We start from the raw sequence: 15,443 nt of genomic DNA on the forward strand, positions 1-15,443 counted from the left end.
CGACACGGACCGTCGGCCCGAGCCGAGGGCCTTTGGTCACCCACCACGGCTCAGCCCTCGGCCGCGAGCACGGTCTGGGTGACCGCGAGGATCGAGTCGGGCGTCACGCTGATGGCGTCGATGCCGAGACCGACGAGGGTGCGTACGACCTCGGGGTGGTCCGACGGGGCCTGACCGCAGATGCCGGAGTGGATCCCGTGGCGCCGGCAGCCTTCGACGGCGAGGGCGATCATCTTCTCGACCGCCGGGTCGCGCTCGTCGTAGTCGAACGCGACCAGCTCGGAGTCGCGATCGACGCCGAGGGTGAGCTGGGTCAGGTCGTTGCTGCCGATCGAGAACCCGTCGAAGCGCTCGGCGAACTCGTCGACGAGGACGACGTTCGACGGGATCTCGCACATCGCGTAGACCTTCAGACCGTGCTCACCGCGGCGCAGCCCGAGCTCCGCCATCCTGGCCAGCACCCTGTCGGCCTCGTCCAGGCGCCGCACGAACGGCACCATGACGACCACGTTCTCCAGGCCCATCTCCTCACGCACCCGGCGCAACGCGGCGCACTCGAGGGCGAAGCCCTCGGTGTAGGCGGGGTGGGCGTAGCGCGCGGCTCCACGGAAGCCGAGCATCGGGTTGGCCTCAGCCGGCTCGAAGGCGGCGCCACCGAGGAGTGCCGCGTACTCGTTGGTCTTGAAGTCGGACAGGCGCACGACCACCGGTTTGGGGTGGAAGGCCGCCGCGATCGTGCCGATGCCCTCGGCCAGCCTCTCGATGACGTACGCCGCGCCATCGCCGCTGACGAGGCGCTCGACCTCCGCACGCTGGCCGGCATCGGTGACGCGCTCGGGGTGGAGCGCGGCCAGCGGATGCACGCGCACGTGCTCGGCGAGGATGAACTCCATCCGGGCCAGCCCGACCCCGTCGCTGGGCAGGAAGGACGACTCGAACGCGATGCCCGGGTTGCCCAGGTTGAGCATCACCTTCGTGCGTGGACGCGTCGTGACCTCGGCGGCGGTCTCGCGGGCATGGAAGTCGGCCAGGCCTCGATAGACACGGCCGTCGTCCCCCTCCGCACAGGAGACGGTCACCTTCTCGCCGTCGGCGATGGCTGACGTCGCGTCGCCGGTGCCGACGACGGCCGGGATGCCGAGCTCCCGGGCGACGATCGCGGCGTGGCAGGTGCGCCCGCCGTGGTCGGTGACGACGGCGGAGGCGATCTTCATCAGCGGCTCCCAGTCCGGGCTGGTGCTGGGCGCGACCAGCACGTCACCGGGCGCGAACTCGGCGTCCTCCCCGACGCCGTGGACGATCCGGGCGCGCCCGGCGGCGACTCGTGCGCCGACCGCACGGCCTGTCGCGAGCAGGTCACCGTGGGTCTCGACCACGTAGTGGGTCGTCGTAGCGGAACGCCGTCGCGCCGCAACCGTCTCGGGGCGGGCCTGGACGACGTACAGCAGTCCGTCGGTGCCGTCCTTGGCCCACTCGATATCCATCGGCGTGCCGTAGTGGCTCTCGATGGTCATCGCGGCGCCGGCCAGCTCGAGCACCTCCTCGTCGGTGACGCAGAAGCGGTCGCGGTCGGCAGGCGGGGTGGGCTCGTTGCGCACCGGCTCCGCCTCGCCGCGCACCATGCGGACCGCCTTCCCGCCGAGGCGCCGGCTCAGGACGGCACGGTGACCGGCTGCGTACGTCGGCTTGTGCACGTAGAACTCGTCGGGCTCGACCAGGCCCTGCACGACGTTCTCCCCCAGCCCGTAGGAGCCGGTCACCAGGACGACGTCCCGGAATCCCGACTCCGTGTCGAGCGTGAACGACACCCCCGAGCAGGCGAGGTCCGAGCGCACCATCTTCATCACCCCGACCGACAGCGCCACCGAGAGCTGGTCGTAGCCGTGCCTGGCCCGGTAGTCGACGGCCCGGTCGGTGAAGATCGACGCGAAGCAGCGGCGTACGGCGTCGTGCAGCGCCTCCTCGCCCTCGATGTGCAGGAAGGACTCGTGCTGGCCGGCGAAGCTCGCGTCCGGCAGGTCCTCGGCGGTCGCCGAGGAGCGAACCGCGAGCGTCACCTCCGGGCCGTACTCACGCTGAAGCACCTGGTAGCCCGCCGTGATCTGCTCGACCAGGTCCCGCGGAAGCTCCGCGGCGAGCAACAGGCCGCGCGCCCGGCCGGCGCGCTCGGCGAGGTCGTCCCGGTCGTCGACGTCGAGAGCGGCGAAGTTCGCCTCGAGGGCCGCGTCGAGGCCGGCGGCACGCAGGAAGTGGCGATAGCCGTCGGCCGTGACGGCGAACCCGTCGGGCACCCGGATGCCGCGGTCGCGGAGCCGGCGGTACATCTCACCGAGCGAGGCGTTCTTGCCTCCCACCAGGGAGATGTCATCGATGCCGACCTCGTCGAAGGCGCGTACGTAGCTCATGGATGCTTCTCTCCTCGGGAGTTGTGCTCGAAGTGTTGGATTCGAAAGGTCTGGGCACGAGAGCTCATCGCAGCCAGCTGTGACGCATGACGATCGGCTGCCGCGCCCAGCGCCTGCCGAACCCCCAGGTGTCACCGGCGTACGTCAGCGCCAGGACGCCGACCGTGAGTGCGCCGAGCAGGTGCCCGTCGATGATCGGGTTCTGCTCCAGCGGGAAGCTCGCGAACCACATCAGCAGGTACATCGCCGCTCCGGCGATGGCGCCGATCCGCATGCCGATCCCCAGCGTGAGAGTGAGGCCCACCCCGAGCAGGCCGAGCATGAACAGCCCGTCGACCCACCACTGGCCGGCCATGTCGTTCCACATGCCCTGCAGCCAGTTGTTCTCGGGAACGTTGGACAGATAGCCCTCGGTGGGACTGCCGCCGTTGATCCAGGCAGCGTCCTCGGCGAAGAAGTCGATGCCGGTGCGGGTGCCGGCCTCGTTGGTGATCGCGCCGGTGTGGAACCCCAGCGCGAGCAGCTTGTCGAAGAAGGCCCACAGGAACGTGAGCCCGAACCCGATCCGCAGAGCCGCCAACATCCGAGCGGCCGGCGTCGAGTACTGTCCGGGCAGCGCTGTCGCGGAGCCGGGCGTGGAGATCGAAGTCATGATTCCTCCATCGGTGTCGCCGGTCCGTGGGTTCGGGCCGGACACCTTCAGCGAATCGCCACCGCCCCCACCGCGACGAGGGAACGGGGTCCGCACCCCAGGGGCCCTAGGTCCTCGGCCTGTCGGGCCTGTGGGCCGTGGGGCCACGGCCTGGCGAGTGTCCGGACGTGCACCGCCCGGCGGGGCGGATGCGTGATCCGCCCCGCCGAGCGCCCATCCGGGTCGGGCCTCCCCCATGAGTCCGATTCCCGGAGGCTCGTGGCCACGTCGGCCAGCTCCATCAGAACCGCGTCCGGTGGCCGGGAGCGAGGGGCCATGGTCCCCGTTCACCGGGATCTAGGTCCCTGGGACAGCGGCTACGGATGGCTCAGAGCGTGCTCCGAGGCTGGCGGGGCGGTACGCCGCCACGGAGGTAGCGGTCCGGCCATCCGGCGGCTCTCGCCCCGGAGCGGAACCAGGCCTCCAGCCCTTTCGGGTCGCGACGCCCGAGCTCGTCGAGGAGCAGGGCGCGGATCTGCACGGCCCGCAGCTTCTGGTTCGGTTCGGTGGCGCGGTCGAGGGCGACGTAGCTGGACCGCCACGCTCTGCAGAGGTCGGCGTCGGTCAGCTCGTCGGTCACCTCCAGAACGGCATCGACGGGGTCGACCACGTCCACGACCCGGGGGTTGACCACGGTGGTGGGCCGGCCATCGGCACGGGCCCGGCCGCGGCGCTCGACCTTGGCCGCCTTTCTCGCCGACCATTTCTCGAAGGCCCGCCCGTCGAGCCAGCCGGCCTCCCAGGCCGCGGCCAGCCCGGCGGCCGCCACCAGGGTGGCGGTCGCCGGCCCGACGGCCATGACGAGGCCGGCTGCGGCGAGTGGCACCGTCGGCCACGGCAGGCATCTGACGAACAACACGGACCAGCGGATCCGGTGCCCATCGGGCCACAGGCACACGCACACCGACACCGCGACCAGTTCGATGGCCAGCCACCATCCGACCGTCGCGGCCACCGACCACGTCATGAGCACGGCCAGTCCACAACCGGCGGTCGTGCCGGCCACCAGGCTCCACACCCAACGTCGCATGAGAGCCAGCCTCCACGGGCGCCGACGCCACGCGAAGGGTCGACGAGCCCATCGGTTCGGGACCAAGGCCCCGACGACATCACCCGGTTGGCACTGGCTGTCGACGCCGGGGCCTCCTGCCCTGAGACAGCAGCCGAAGCAGCCACCATCCGGTGAGCACCGCCTGGACGAACGCCATCACGACTCCTGCGCCCGCACCGATCGCGACGCTGACCCCGACCCGCTGCCCCTCGTGCCACAACGGGGTGGCGAGGAGGAGAAAGGCGGCCAGCGCCAGGAGCCACGCGACCGCGGTGGCCGGAATCCAGGTGGCCGCGCGTGCGACGTGATGGCGCAGCTCGAGCCACTGCGCGCCACCGATCGACAGCAGGAGCAGAGGACCACAGACGGCCGCGACGACGATCGCCGCCCAGCCCGGCCCCGTCGCGCCGAGCCCGATCGCCGTCCCCAGCAGGTACGCCACCACCGCCGCGACGGCGGTGAGCATCACCCAACGGGTTCCGCGGAGTGCGGGCAGCGCTCGACGGAGCACCGCGGCCTGCGCCCAGCCGAGGACGGCCCCCTCGACCGCACCGGCCGCGAGCAGCGCCGGAAGAGCGCCGTACCACGGCAGATCCGCGGTGGCAGCACCGACCACGGCGGGGGCGAGGAAGCCAGCGGCCTCGGCCGCCGTGACGGTCAGAGTCCACCGAAGGTGAAATGGGCGGGCGGAGAGCGGCTGGGTCATCACGGCCGACGCTCTGTCACTGAGCGGCCGGAGCGGCTCAGCCGACGGACGCCGGGTCGGCGCCGGCCTTCTCGAACCGACCTTCGTGCTCGAGGACGAGGTCTTCGATGGCGATGACGTCGGGAATCGGCGGCTGGATCTCGACCGGGCATCGGCTCTCCCGGATGACCGCACGGCCGGTGGATCCGAGTCGGCCCGACGGGAACGAACGGCGGCGCCGGCCGATGACCAGCAGATCGGCCTTGGCGGCCTCGTCGGCGATCACCCGAGCGGGCTGCCCGTGACGGACCTCGATGCCGACGACCACCGCAGACCCGTCCCGCACCCGCCGGCGGGCTCGGTCGAGCGAGTCGGCCAGTGCACGGCGGGTGCCGCTCTCCCAGTCGCTCACGTCGATGCGCGACAGGGTCATGTCTTCGTAGACCGTGTCCAGCTGCCAGGCGTGGAGGATGACCAGTTCGGCGTCGCGGTCCGCCGCGTGCCGCAGCGCTTCGGTGATCAGCCCCGTCGAGTCCTCGCAGTCCTTGACCGCGACCACGACCCGGCGAACGGGCTGCTCGGCCGACCAGCCGGTCGGCACGACCACGACCGGGACCGGCGCGTGGCCCGCGACCCGGTGGATGATCGACCCGGTCACGACGTGCTCCAGCCGGTGCCCGCGATCGTCGCCCAGCACCACCAGACGGGCGTCTGCCGCCGAGTGCACGAGGCCGGGGGCCGCCCGGCCCTCCAGGAGGGTGCCGCTCACCCGCTCGTCACCCACGTAGGTGGCCGCCTCGTCGGCGGCCTGCTTCAGCACCCTCATCCCGGGCCGGCGGGCCTCGTCGGGGAGCCAGGGGTAGGGACGGACCACGTCGGCGGGTTCTGTCAGGGTCGCGTGGACGAGCCAGAGGCTCGCGTCGTCGAGACCGGCCTCCGCCGCTGCGTAGGCGATCGCCGCCCGTCCGCCCTTCCCCCCGTCGACCCCGACCAGGATCCGGTTCTTCTCGGACATGTCGTCTCCTCTCGGGCGCGGCACGTACGGCCGTCCCCAGCACTACTCTCATCCGACCCCGCCTCGGCGGGCAGGGACGTCGGGGCCTCTATCCGGGGACCTTGGTCCGTCACTCACCGCCGCGTCGGCGGTAGGCCTCGACAGCTGTCGGGAGCGTGGGGAAGAGCAGCTCGTCTCCGATCCGGTCCAGGATCCCGGACGGTGCCAGCGACTCGCGCAGGTCCTGCTTGATCCGGGCGATGGCGAGGACGACGCCGCGCTCGGCCAGGGCCGTACGCAGCGCCTCGAGGGCGTCGACCGCGGTGATGTCGACCTCCACGTTGGCCTCCACGTTGAGCAGGAACCACTCCACCGGCCAGGCCGCCCCGTCCACCGCGGCCAGCGCTCGGGTGCGGAAGTCCTCCGCGTTGGCGAAGAAGAGGGGCGAGTCGTAGCGGTAGACGAGCAGCCCGGGCACCTCCTCGGCGTCGGCGTAGTCGTCGACGTCGTGCATGCCGGCCAGGCCCGGGACGTAGCCCAGGACGGCGTCGTGCGGGTGCGCGACCCGGCGCAGCAGGTCGAGCACGGAGAGGCCGACGGCGATGAGTACGCCCCACATCACCCCGGCGACGAGGACCGCCACGGTCGCGACGAGAGCCAGGACGAGCTCACTGCGCCGGAACCGGGCGAAGCGGCGCAGCTCACCGACGTCGACCAGCTTGGTGGCGGCGTAGACGACGACGGCGCCGAGCGCTGCCTGCGGGAACGCGGCCAGGACCGGAGCCAGGAGCACGACGGCGAGCACGGTGGCCGCGGCGGTGAAGTAGGAGGTCAGCTGGGTGCGCCCGCCCACGGCATGACCGATCGCGGTGCGGCTGCCGCTGCTGCTCACCGGGAAGCCGTGCATGAGTGTGGCGCCGAGGTTGGCCCCACCCAGCGCGAGCAGCTCCCGGCGGGCATCGACGTGCTCGTCGCGGCGGGCGAAGGCGCGCCCGGTCAGGATGTTGTCGGTGTAGCCGACGAAGGCGACGCCGAGCGCGGGACCGAGCATCGAGACGATGACGCCCGGGTCCAGGCTCGGGAGTCCCGGGGTGGGCGGCCGGACCGGGATCTCCCCCACCAGCTGCAGGCCGTGCCCCTCCCCGAGCAGGGCGACGATCCCCGTCGCGGCCAGCATGCCGAGCAGCGCGACCGGCGCACGCGGAGCGAGCAGGGAGCCGAGGATCATCGCAGCGGCGGCGCACCCGCCGAGGAGCAGCGTGGGCACATGGACCTGATCGAGGTTTGCGGCGAAGCTGGCGAGCTCGGCCAGCACCCCGTCGCCCTCGATCTGGACGCCGGTCAGGTTGTCGAGCTGCGAGATGATCATCAGGATCGCGATGCCCGCCATGTAGCCGACCAGGACCGGCCGGGAGAAGAGCTCGGCCAGCACCGACACTCGGGCGAGCCAGCCGACCAGGCAGATCGCGGCGACCACGAGTGCGAGCGTCGGCGCGAAGGAGGCCGGGTCGGCCGCGGCGGCCGGGATGGTCCCGATCGCGGCCGCGGTCATCAGCGCCGTGGTCGACTCCGGCCCGACCGACAGCAGCCGCGAGGTGCCGAGCAGCCCGTAGACGACCATCGCGCCCACGCACGCCCACAGCCCGGTCTCCGGCGGCAGGCCGGCCAGCTCGGCGTACGCCATCACCTGAGGCACCAGGTAGGCGGTGATCGTCACGCCGGCGAGCAGATCGGGCCACAGCCATTGCCGTTGGTAGCCGATGGCCCACGTCGGCAGCACGCGGCGTACGTCCATGGGAGCACTTTCCCACGCGCGCGGGAGTCGCGTGTGCCGGTCAGGACCAAGGCCCCGCCGCCCGTGGCCGATGGCCACTCCTGATCACACCGTGGGCGGCGAAGGATCGTCAGCACCACATCTCAGGAGGCAACCATGAAAGCACTCGTCTACGACGGACCCGGATCCCGGAAGTGGACCGATGTCCCCGATCCCGTGGTCCGCGACGCCGAGGACGCGATCGTCCGCGTCGACGCCGTCACGATCTGCGGCACCGACCTGCACATCCTCAAGGGGGACGTGCCGAGCGTGGCACCCGGCACCGTGCTGGGCCACGAGGCGGTCGGGGTGGTCGAGCAGACCGGACCCGGCGTACGCGACTTCGCACCGGGCGACCGGGTGCTCATCTCCTGCATCAGCAGCTGCGGACGCTGCCGCTACTGCCGCTCCGGCAGCTACGGCCGCTGCACCGGGGGCGGCGGCTGGGTGCTCGGCCACCTGATAGACGGCACCCAGGCCGAGCGGGTCCGGGTGCCGTTTGCCGACCACTCGATGCACCACCTGCCCCGCGAGATCGACGACGTCACCGCCGTCCTGCTCGCCGACATCCTGCCCACCTCCTACGAGGTCGGGGTACGCAACGGCGAGGTCGGGCCCGGAGACACCGTCCTGATCGTCGGTGCCGGGCCGATCGGGCTCGCCGCGATCGCGACCGCCCGGCTCTACAGCCCGCTGCGGATCGTGGTGGTGGACCCCGCGGAGTCGCGGCGCAAGGCCGCCGAGGCGCTCGGCGCCGATGTGACCCTCGCCGATGCCGAGGAGGCTCGTGACTGGGTGCGGAGCAACACAACCGACGGGTTCGACGTGAGCATCGAGGCGGTCGGCATCCCCGAGACCTTCGAGCTGTGCGCCGAGCTGGTCAGGCCCTGTGGCCGGGTGGCGAACGTCGGCGTCCACGGACGCAGCGCGGTCCTCAGCCTGGAGTCGCTGTGGGACCGTGACGTCACGATCACCACCGGGCTCGTCGACACCAGCTCGACGCCGATGCTCATGTCGATGCTCGCCGCCGGGCGGATCACGCTGCCCGACCTGGTGACGCACCGGTTCGGCCTGGCGGAGATCCAGGAGGCGTACGACATCTTCGCGGACGCTCAGGACACGGGAGCGATGAAGGTCGTCATGCTCGGTGACGAGGCCGACCTCAGCCGCACGTGACTCAGCCCAGCGGCACCGACCACTCGACCAGGGTGCCACGCGGCCGCGCCGGCTTCACGGTGCAGCGGCCGCCGTGCGCCTCGGCCCGGTGACGCATGTTGGCCAGCCCGCTCTCGACCGCGTCGGCGGGGACCCCGACCCCGTCGTCACGCACCCGGAGCGTCAGGTCGGTCTCGGCGGACAGCGAGACCTCCACCTCGCTCGCGTTCGCGTGGCGGACGGTGTTCGACAGGGCCTCGCCGAGTACAGCGAGGACGTCCTTGGTGACCTCAGGGGTCGCACGTAGCCGGACCGGACCGTCGAAGGCGAGCGACGGACGGAACTTCAGCGACTTCGCGGCCCGGTTGACGATCTCGGTGACCTGGGACTGGATGTCGCCGCTGTGGTCCGGCGTGCCGAGCTCGAAGACCGCACGCCGGATGTCGCGGATGGTGTCGTCGATGTCCTCGATGGCCTGGTCGAGACGGCCGTGCAGCTTCGGGTTGTCGGCGAGGTTGAGCACGCCCTGGAGCCGCAGACCGATGACGAAGAGCCGCTGGATCACGACGTCGTGGAGGTCACGACCGATCCGGTCGCGGTCGTCGTAGACGGCCAGCCGCTTGCGCTCCTCACGGTTCTGTGCGAGCCGGATGGCCACCGCCACCTGCCCGGCGAACGCGTCAGCCACCGCCAGGTCGACGTGCTGGGCCTCCTCGGCATTGGCGCGTCGCCAGGCCAGGGCGAGCACGCCTACCGCATTCATCTCCTCGGAGGGGTCGGTGCGCCCCAACGGCACCAGCACACCCGGACCGATCTCGCTGAGGTCGATGACCGCCGCCGCAGCCCCACCGGCCGCCGCTTCGGCGATGTCCTCCACCATCATCGGCACACCTTCGCTGATCGCCCGCCCGGCGACCGACTCTCCCAGCGGCGCGTGCTTGAGCACGTCGACGTCGACCTCGGTGCCGGAGACCACTTCCACCCGCAGCTGGTCGGCCGAGGGACCGGTGACGATCCAGGAGATGTCGGCGCCGGAGATCTCCCGAGCTCGGTCCGCCACGAGCTGGAGAGCCGTGGCCCGGTCGGTGTCGTCCAGCAGCGCGCTGGTGATCTCGGCCCGGGCGCCGAGCCAGCGTCCACGACGGGCCGCCTCTTCGGCCAGCAGCGCATTCTCGAGCGCGACGCCGGCCGCCGCGGCCAGGGCGACCACGATGCTCTCGTCCTGCTGGGTGAACTCCTTGCCGTCGGTCTTCTCGGTGAGGTAGAGGTTGCCGAAGATCTTCTCCCCGACGCGCACGGGCACACCGAGGAAGGAGTGCATCGGCGGGTGGTTCGCGGGGAAGCCGTAGGACGCCGCATGGGCGGTGATGTCGCCCATCCGGACCGGCTCGGGGTGGTCGATGAGCAGGCCGAGGACGCCGTGGCCGCTGGGCAGGTCCCCGATCAGGATCTGCTGCTCCTCGGTGAGTCCCCGGGTGATGAACAGGCGCAGCCGCCGTTCACCGCCGTCGGCGAGGACTCCGAGCGCTGCGTACTTCGCCCCGGCCAGCGCCCGGGCGACCTCGACGATCCGCTCCAGCAGGTCGTCGATCGAGAGCCCCGCGCCCATCGTGACGATGGCATCGAGCAGCAACCGCCACCGCACCTGCTCGTCGCGGGCGTCCGTGACCCTTTCGACCACTTCGGTCAGCAGCTCGTCGAGCGGTGTGTTGTGCAAGGTCTTCTCGGCAGTGTCCTCTGGCGAACGGCGCTGCCTGGGCGGCGTACGGCCCACGTCGATCCCCCGTGTCGCAGGATTGGTACACCCCCCAACCTATCAACCCTGCAGGGACTTGGTCACCAGAATGGCAGCCTGGGTCCTGCTCTCCAGACCCAGCTTGGCCAGCAACGAGGAGACGTAGTTCTTGACGGTCTTCTCCGCCAGGTGCATCTCCTTGCCGATCTGCCGGTTGGTCAGGCCCTCGCCGATCAGCTCCAGGATCCGGCGCTCGTGGTTGGTCAGGTTCTCGAAGGCCGAATTGGACTTCGGGCCGCTCCGGATCCGCTCGAGCACCTGCGCGGTCACCGCGGGATCCAGCATCGAGTGGCCGGCGGCGACCTGGCGGACGCTCTCGACGAGGTCGGCGCTGCGCACCTGCTTGAGCAGGTAGCCCGCCGCACCCGCCATGATCGCCGAGAACAGTGCGTCGTCGTCGTCGAACGAGGTCAGGATGAGCGCGCCGATGCTTGGGTCCACCGAGCGGATGTCGCGGCAGACGTCGATCCCGGAGCCGTCGGGGAGCCGGCCGTCGAGGATCGCGACATGGGGACGCAGCGCCGGGATCCGGTGCCGGGCCTCGTCGGCGAGCCCCGACTCCCCTACGACGATGATGTCGTCCTCGTCCTCGAGGAGGTCCTTGATCCCCCGGCGGATCACTTCGTGGTCGTCGAGCAGGAAGACCCGGATGGGCTCCGTCGCGCGCTCGGGCGATGCTGATTCGGTCACGTGTTCAATCTACGGCCGCGAACAGCGCTCGCCAATGCCCGTCGGGCCCGCAGGCCGAGGACCAAAGTCCTTCGACGGACTCGCGCGGCAACGTTCACGACCGTGCCGTCCCGACCGGGTTGCCCACGGGCGGCGTCACGGCCTCGCCTGCAGGCGAGGACGGCTCCGGCAGCACCGGCCCAGCCGGGTCGCTCCCGCCCTGGTCGAGCCTGAACGGCGGGTAGGTGTCGGTCATCAGGAAGACGTACGCCGCGACCCGCAGCGCCCAGCGGTCCATGCCGAGCACCAGGTCGAAGATCCCCTGCGGGTAGCGGCGCCCGAACAGCATCACGACGCCGGCGAAGAGCACCAGCAGCCCGACGATGCCGCGCGCCCAGGTCCAGGTCTGTGGGTCGTCGCTGGCCTGGGTGACGTACAGTCCCCCGCCCAGGAAGAAGGCGAGCACCATCAGGTGCGGCAGCGCCAGCAGCCACGACTTGACCAGGACCAGGCCCCGGGAGAGCTGCTCGGGGTAGGCGATGTGGAGGCGTGCCGGGTAGTCGGGCACGTCCTCGAGCGTGAACGGCGGGTAGGCGTCGGTACCGAGGGCCGAGTAGCCGTAGAAGTCGACGCGCCACGCCCAGCGCAGCACGCCGAGGTTGAAGTCGAAGATCGCGCGCGGGTAGCGCGCGGTGAACAGGATCGCGAACCAGGCCACGACGCTCAGCACGGCGAACGCGATCCAGAGGAAGAACAGGACGACGTAGTGCGGGATCAGCAGCAGCCACTTGACCAGCCACAACCAGCGGCTGGTCACGGCGTCGAGGCGACCCTCCACCACCACGGGTGATTCGAGTGAGTTCATACCTCCAGGCTCCTCGCGGCACCGGTCCACGGCATCGGACCAAGGTCCTCGGGTCGGGGACGTGCGCCACTGACCGTGTGTACAGGCGCCGTCGGAAGGTGGTGCCGATGGCGGGCGCAGAGGGCGCGGCGCCGGAGGAAGGATGTGAGCCAGATGCGAGCAGCAGTCGTCTACGAGTCGATGTTCGGCAACACCGCGACCATCGCGACCTCGGTCGCCAACGGGCTGCGGAAGGCCGGCATCGAGGTCAAGGTGATCCCGGTGACGCTGGCCGGCGATGACGTGCTCCGCACCCACGACCTGGTCGTGATCGGGGCACCCACGCACGCGCTCGGGATGAGCCGCCCCAACACGCGCGCCGACGCGGTGCTGCGGGGCGCTCCGGCGGAGGTCGAGGCCCGCGGCGTACGGGAGTGGCTCGAGACCGTGCAGGATGCCGAGCACGTGCACCTCGCCGCCTTCGACACCCGGGCGCGCTCGATGCGTCACCTCCCCGGCTCCGCCGCCCGGCACGTGGCGCACCTGCTGCGCCGCCGTGGCTACGAGGTGCCCCCGGCGGCCAGCTTCTATGTCTCTTCCATCGAGGGACCCCTCGCCCACGAGGAAGAGGCCCGCGCCGGCGACTGGGCCGCCGATCTCGCCCACCAGCTGATGCGGCAGGTGGCCTGAGATGTCCCGGCTCCCCAACGACGCCACGCTGCGGGCGATCATCGAGCTGGCCTGCCGCGCTCCCTCGGTCCACAACACCCAGCCGTGGGCCTGGGCCGTACGCGACACCATGCTGCTCCTGCGCGCCGACCCGCACCGCAAGCTCCTGCACGCCGACCCCAACGAGCGCGACCTGGTGATGAGCTGCGGCGCCGCACTGCACGAGCTCGTCGTCGCCGCCGCCGGGATGGGCTGGGCGTGCACCGTGCACCGCACCCCCGAGAACGGCCGCACCGACCTGCTCGCCGTGGTGACGTTCTCGCCGCGCGAGCCGGACGTCGCCGACCTCGGCCGGCTGGCGGCCCTCGAGCAGCGGCACACCGACCGGCGTCAGGTCTCGTCCTGGCCCGTGCCGCGCGAGCGCCTCGACCACCTGGCCGGACTCGTCCGCGACCACGCCGTCGTGGCCACCACGATCCCCGACCACCTGCGCCCGGTCGTGGTGTCGGCGCTGGAGAACGCCCGCGCCCACCAGTCGACCGACGAGGCCTACCTGGCCGAGCTCTACTCCTGGACCCGTGGCGGCACCGAGGACGGCATCCCGGAGTCCAGCCTGCTCGCCGCCGGCAGCGACCCGGCGTCCTACACCCGGTTCCCGAGCGGGACGCTCGCCGACAGCCACGACGAGGCCGGCCCCTCCGCCGAGGAGTGGCTGGTCCTGACGACCGCCTCGGACGACCCGCTCTCCTGGCTGCGCGCGGGCGAGGCACTGGACGCGATCTGGCTCTCCTGCACGACCTCGGGCCTGGCCCTGGTGCCCTACACGCAGCCGATCGAGATCGGCTCCACCCGACGTACGCTGCAGCACGACCTCCTGGGCGACAACTCCTGTCCCCAGGTCCTGGTGCGGATCGGCTGGCCGCAGCGCGCGTATCAACCGCTGCCGCCGACCCCGCGGCGCCCCGTCGACGACGTCCTCCACCATGAGAGCTCCGCCTCGTCGTGAGCCGAACGATCAGCCCAGCGCGCGACGGGGCAGCGCGCTGGCCTCGGCATGCCAGCCGGTCGGAACGACCGCGACCGGCACCGTGGCGCGATGCAGCAGGCGCCGGCTCACCGACCCCAGCGGCATCCGCCAGTGCCTCCCGTGCCCCGGCCTGCCCACCACCAGCAGCGACGCGCTCTCGGCGAGTCCGAGGATGACGTCCACGGGCGGACCGTGCGGGGACCGCTTGGTCACCGGGACGTCCGGATAGAGCAGTCTCAGCGGCGTGACCGCGGCGTCGAGCCCGTCGGCGATCCGCTCCATCCACTCCTCCTCGCTGTCGAGCATCATCCGTGCGCCGAGATCGGCCGGACGATCCCATGCCGAGACCGCCAGGAGCGGGAGGCCCCGCCAGTGCGCGTACGCCAGGGCGAACTCCACCGCCTCCAGGTGCGGCTCGAGCGCGTCGATCGCCACCATCACCGGTCCGAGACCGTCCTGACGAGGCGACCATCCCGGCGGGACGACCACGACCGGCACCTTCGCGCCCTGCGCGATCGTGATCGCCGTCGCACCCACGTACGAGCCGTCCTGGCCGTCCATGTCCGCCCGGCCGATGACGACGAGCTCCCGGCTCTGTGACCGGGCCAGCAGTGCGCTCTCCGAGCCCACCAGCACCGAGGACGTGACGTTCAGGGACGGGTGCAGCTCACGCACCTCGTCGAGCAGCTCCGTCATCTCGTCCTTCGCGTCCGAGACGGAGGAGCGCAGCGTCTGCTCCCACGCCGGCCCCGAGTCGTCGACGACATGGCACAGCTCGATCCCGAGACCGTCCGGATCCGCGTGCGCGAGCGACCACTCGAGGGAGGCGGTGAGGTGAAGAGGGCGGTCGGCGCCGACGAGGATCCTCGGCACCGAACGCAGCAGGCGGGTCCTTCGCTCCGACCCGTCTGCCGCGGCCTGGTCCGTGTCGTCGACACGACCGTGCGCCTCGGCGAGCAGCGCGACCGCGAGGCGCTCCAGGGCGCGGCTCGCGGCGAGCTCCTCGCCCAGCGTCAGATCCTGCCCGGGACACAGGCCCGACTCCCCCCAGCCGACGAGATCGGGCCGGTCGTTCGCATGGAGCCGTGCCTCGGCACGTACGCCGCCGTCGTACCTCTCCATGAAGACGTCGACCGACCACACCCGGCTCGCGTGGAGCTCCACCTCGGAGGGCACCTGCGATGACACGTCGGAGCCCATAGGTCAGCTCCCGTTGTGCTCGATGGCGACCCGAGTCGTCTTCGGCTCCTCGACCGCGTAGGGGACACGCACCTCCAGCACACCGTTGATGTAGGTGGCGCGAACCTCCTCCGCCTTGACACCGGCGGGCAGCGGCAGCGTGCGCTCGAACGACCCGTAGTGCAGCTCGCTCCGGTTGCGGTCGTGCTCCTCCTCCCGGCGCTCGCCGCGGATCGTCATGACGTCACCGGCGATGTCGATCTGGATGTCCTTGTTCGGGTCGACCCCGGGCATCTCCGCACGCACGACGTAGTTGCCGTCCTCGACGAAGTCCTCGACCCTGATGTAGGGGGCGGTTCCGAACGAGCGCATCGCCGCCGACTCCGTCTCCAGCCAGCCGAGCAGGTCCGCGACCGGGTTCGCCGAGCGCTTGATGATGGCAGCCATCTGTCCTCCTTGAGTTCGT

At 71.3% G+C, this 15,443-nt stretch carries 14 protein-coding genes; 3 read left to right on the forward strand and 11 right to left on the reverse strand.

Features of this window, described 5'->3' with window-relative positions:
* Window positions 1-50 precede the first annotated feature (50 nt).
* The 6 genes from ppsA to ABT304_RS17430 all read right to left on the reverse strand — a co-directional run bounded on the left by ppsA (window position 51) and on the right by ABT304_RS17430 (window position 7,621).
* Window positions 51-2,405, reverse strand: a complete 2,355-nt coding sequence (ppsA, locus tag ABT304_RS17405; RefSeq protein ID WP_350716991.1) for a phosphoenolpyruvate synthase — start codon at window positions 2,403-2,405, stop codon at window positions 51-53.
* A 64-nt stretch (window positions 2,406-2,469) separates the two neighbouring features.
* Complete coding sequence (locus ABT304_RS17410; RefSeq protein WP_350716993.1) at window positions 2,470-3,057, reverse strand: hypothetical protein; 588 nt, start codon at window positions 3,055-3,057, stop codon at window positions 2,470-2,472.
* 367 nt (window positions 3,058-3,424) lie between these two features.
* On the reverse strand, window positions 3,425-4,126 hold the full coding sequence (locus ABT304_RS17415; RefSeq protein ID WP_350716995.1) for a hypothetical protein: 702 nt from the start codon (window positions 4,124-4,126) through the stop codon (window positions 3,425-3,427).
* Window positions 4,127-4,205: 79 nt separating this feature from the next.
* Window positions 4,206-4,853, reverse strand: a complete 648-nt coding sequence (locus ABT304_RS17420) for a hypothetical protein (RefSeq protein ID WP_350716997.1) — start codon at window positions 4,851-4,853, stop codon at window positions 4,206-4,208.
* A gap of 37 nt (window positions 4,854-4,890) precedes the next feature.
* The gene (locus tag ABT304_RS17425) at window positions 4,891-5,847 is read right to left on the reverse strand and encodes a universal stress protein (protein WP_350716999.1); all 957 of its coding nucleotides are present in this window, start codon (window positions 5,845-5,847) and stop codon (window positions 4,891-4,893) included.
* A gap of 109 nt (window positions 5,848-5,956) precedes the next feature.
* Window positions 5,957-7,621 carry a SulP family inorganic anion transporter gene (locus ABT304_RS17430; protein ID WP_350717001.1) on the reverse strand — a complete coding sequence of 555 codons (1,665 nt, stop codon included), beginning with the start codon at window positions 7,619-7,621 and terminating at the stop codon, window positions 5,957-5,959.
* Window positions 7,622-7,756: 135 nt separating this feature from the next.
* Here ABT304_RS17430 and ABT304_RS17435 point away from each other — a divergent pair, with 135 nt between their 5' ends.
* Window positions 7,757-8,815, forward strand: a complete 1,059-nt coding sequence (locus ABT304_RS17435) for an alcohol dehydrogenase catalytic domain-containing protein (protein ID WP_350717003.1) — start codon at window positions 7,757-7,759, stop codon at window positions 8,813-8,815.
* A 1-nt stretch (window position 8,816) separates the two neighbouring features.
* Here the strand turns inward: ABT304_RS17435 and ABT304_RS17440 are convergent, their stop codons facing one another.
* The 3 genes from ABT304_RS17440 to ABT304_RS17450 form a co-directional block, all read right to left on the reverse strand.
* Window positions 8,817-10,511, reverse strand: a complete 1,695-nt coding sequence (locus ABT304_RS17440) for a sensor histidine kinase (protein ID WP_350717005.1) — start codon at window positions 10,509-10,511, stop codon at window positions 8,817-8,819.
* Between the two features lie 99 nt (window positions 10,512-10,610).
* Window positions 10,611-11,279 carry a response regulator gene (locus ABT304_RS17445; RefSeq protein ID WP_350717007.1) on the reverse strand — a complete coding sequence of 223 codons (669 nt, stop codon included), beginning with the start codon at window positions 11,277-11,279 and terminating at the stop codon, window positions 10,611-10,613.
* A 94-nt stretch (window positions 11,280-11,373) separates the two neighbouring features.
* Window positions 11,374-12,123, reverse strand: coding sequence for a DUF4389 domain-containing protein (locus ABT304_RS17450; protein WP_350717009.1), 750 nt, complete (start codon window positions 12,121-12,123; stop codon window positions 11,374-11,376).
* A gap of 153 nt (window positions 12,124-12,276) precedes the next feature.
* Between ABT304_RS17450 and ABT304_RS17455 the strand changes: the two genes are divergently transcribed.
* Both ABT304_RS17455 and ABT304_RS17460 read left to right on the forward strand, forming a co-directional pair.
* Window positions 12,277-12,792, forward strand: coding sequence for a flavodoxin family protein (locus tag ABT304_RS17455; RefSeq protein ID WP_350717010.1), 516 nt, complete (start codon window positions 12,277-12,279; stop codon window positions 12,790-12,792).
* 1 nt (window position 12,793) lies between these two features.
* A complete protein-coding gene (locus ABT304_RS17460; protein ID WP_350717012.1) occupies window positions 12,794-13,777 on the forward strand; it encodes an Acg family FMN-binding oxidoreductase in 984 nt (327 codons plus the stop codon).
* A 9-nt stretch (window positions 13,778-13,786) separates the two neighbouring features.
* On the opposite strand, the gene ABT304_RS17465 is transcribed toward ABT304_RS17460, so the two are convergent.
* Both ABT304_RS17465 and ABT304_RS17470 read right to left on the reverse strand, forming a co-directional pair.
* Complete coding sequence (locus ABT304_RS17465; RefSeq protein ID WP_350717014.1) at window positions 13,787-14,998, reverse strand: universal stress protein; 1,212 nt, start codon at window positions 14,996-14,998, stop codon at window positions 13,787-13,789.
* Between the two features lie 3 nt (window positions 14,999-15,001).
* A complete protein-coding gene (locus ABT304_RS17470; RefSeq protein WP_350717016.1) occupies window positions 15,002-15,424 on the reverse strand; it encodes an Hsp20/alpha crystallin family protein in 423 nt (140 codons plus the stop codon).
* Window positions 15,425-15,443: the final 19 nt, after the last annotated feature.

Source organism: Nocardioides sp. NPDC000445 (genome assembly GCF_040300245.1).
GTDB lineage: Bacteria > Actinomycetota > Actinomycetes > Propionibacteriales > Nocardioidaceae > Nocardioides.

Excerpts from the sequence above, each read along its gene's own strand:
- ABT304_RS17460 (WP_350717012.1), top strand. The coding sequence starts at position 12,794 with ATGTCCCGGCTCCCCAACGACGCCACGCTGCGGGCGATCATCGAGCTG.
- ABT304_RS17420 (WP_350716997.1), bottom strand. The coding sequence starts at position 4,853 with ATGACCCAGCCGCTCTCCGCCCGCCCATTTCACCTTCGGTGGACTCTG.
- ABT304_RS17435 (WP_350717003.1), top strand. The coding sequence starts at position 7,757 with ATGAAAGCACTCGTCTACGACGGACCCGGATCCCGGAAGTGGACCGAT.
- ABT304_RS17430 (WP_350717001.1), bottom strand. The coding sequence starts at position 7,621 with ATGGACGTACGCCGCGTGCTGCCGACGTGGGCCATCGGCTACCAACGG.
- ABT304_RS17465 (WP_350717014.1), bottom strand. The coding sequence starts at position 14,998 with ATGGGCTCCGACGTGTCATCGCAGGTGCCCTCCGAGGTGGAGCTCCAC.
- ABT304_RS17415 (WP_350716995.1), bottom strand. The coding sequence starts at position 4,126 with ATGCGACGTTGGGTGTGGAGCCTGGTGGCCGGCACGACCGCCGGTTGT.
- ABT304_RS17470 (WP_350717016.1), bottom strand. The coding sequence starts at position 15,424 with ATGGCTGCCATCATCAAGCGCTCGGCGAACCCGGTCGCGGACCTGCTC.
- ABT304_RS17450 (WP_350717009.1), bottom strand. The coding sequence starts at position 12,123 with ATGAACTCACTCGAATCACCCGTGGTGGTGGAGGGTCGCCTCGACGCC.
- ABT304_RS17410 (WP_350716993.1), bottom strand. The coding sequence starts at position 3,057 with ATGACTTCGATCTCCACGCCCGGCTCCGCGACAGCGCTGCCCGGACAG.
- ABT304_RS17425 (WP_350716999.1), bottom strand. The coding sequence starts at position 5,847 with ATGTCCGAGAAGAACCGGATCCTGGTCGGGGTCGACGGGGGGAAGGGC.
- ABT304_RS17455 (WP_350717010.1), top strand. The coding sequence starts at position 12,277 with ATGCGAGCAGCAGTCGTCTACGAGTCGATGTTCGGCAACACCGCGACC.
- ppsA (WP_350716991.1), bottom strand. The coding sequence starts at position 2,405 with ATGAGCTACGTACGCGCCTTCGACGAGGTCGGCATCGATGACATCTCC.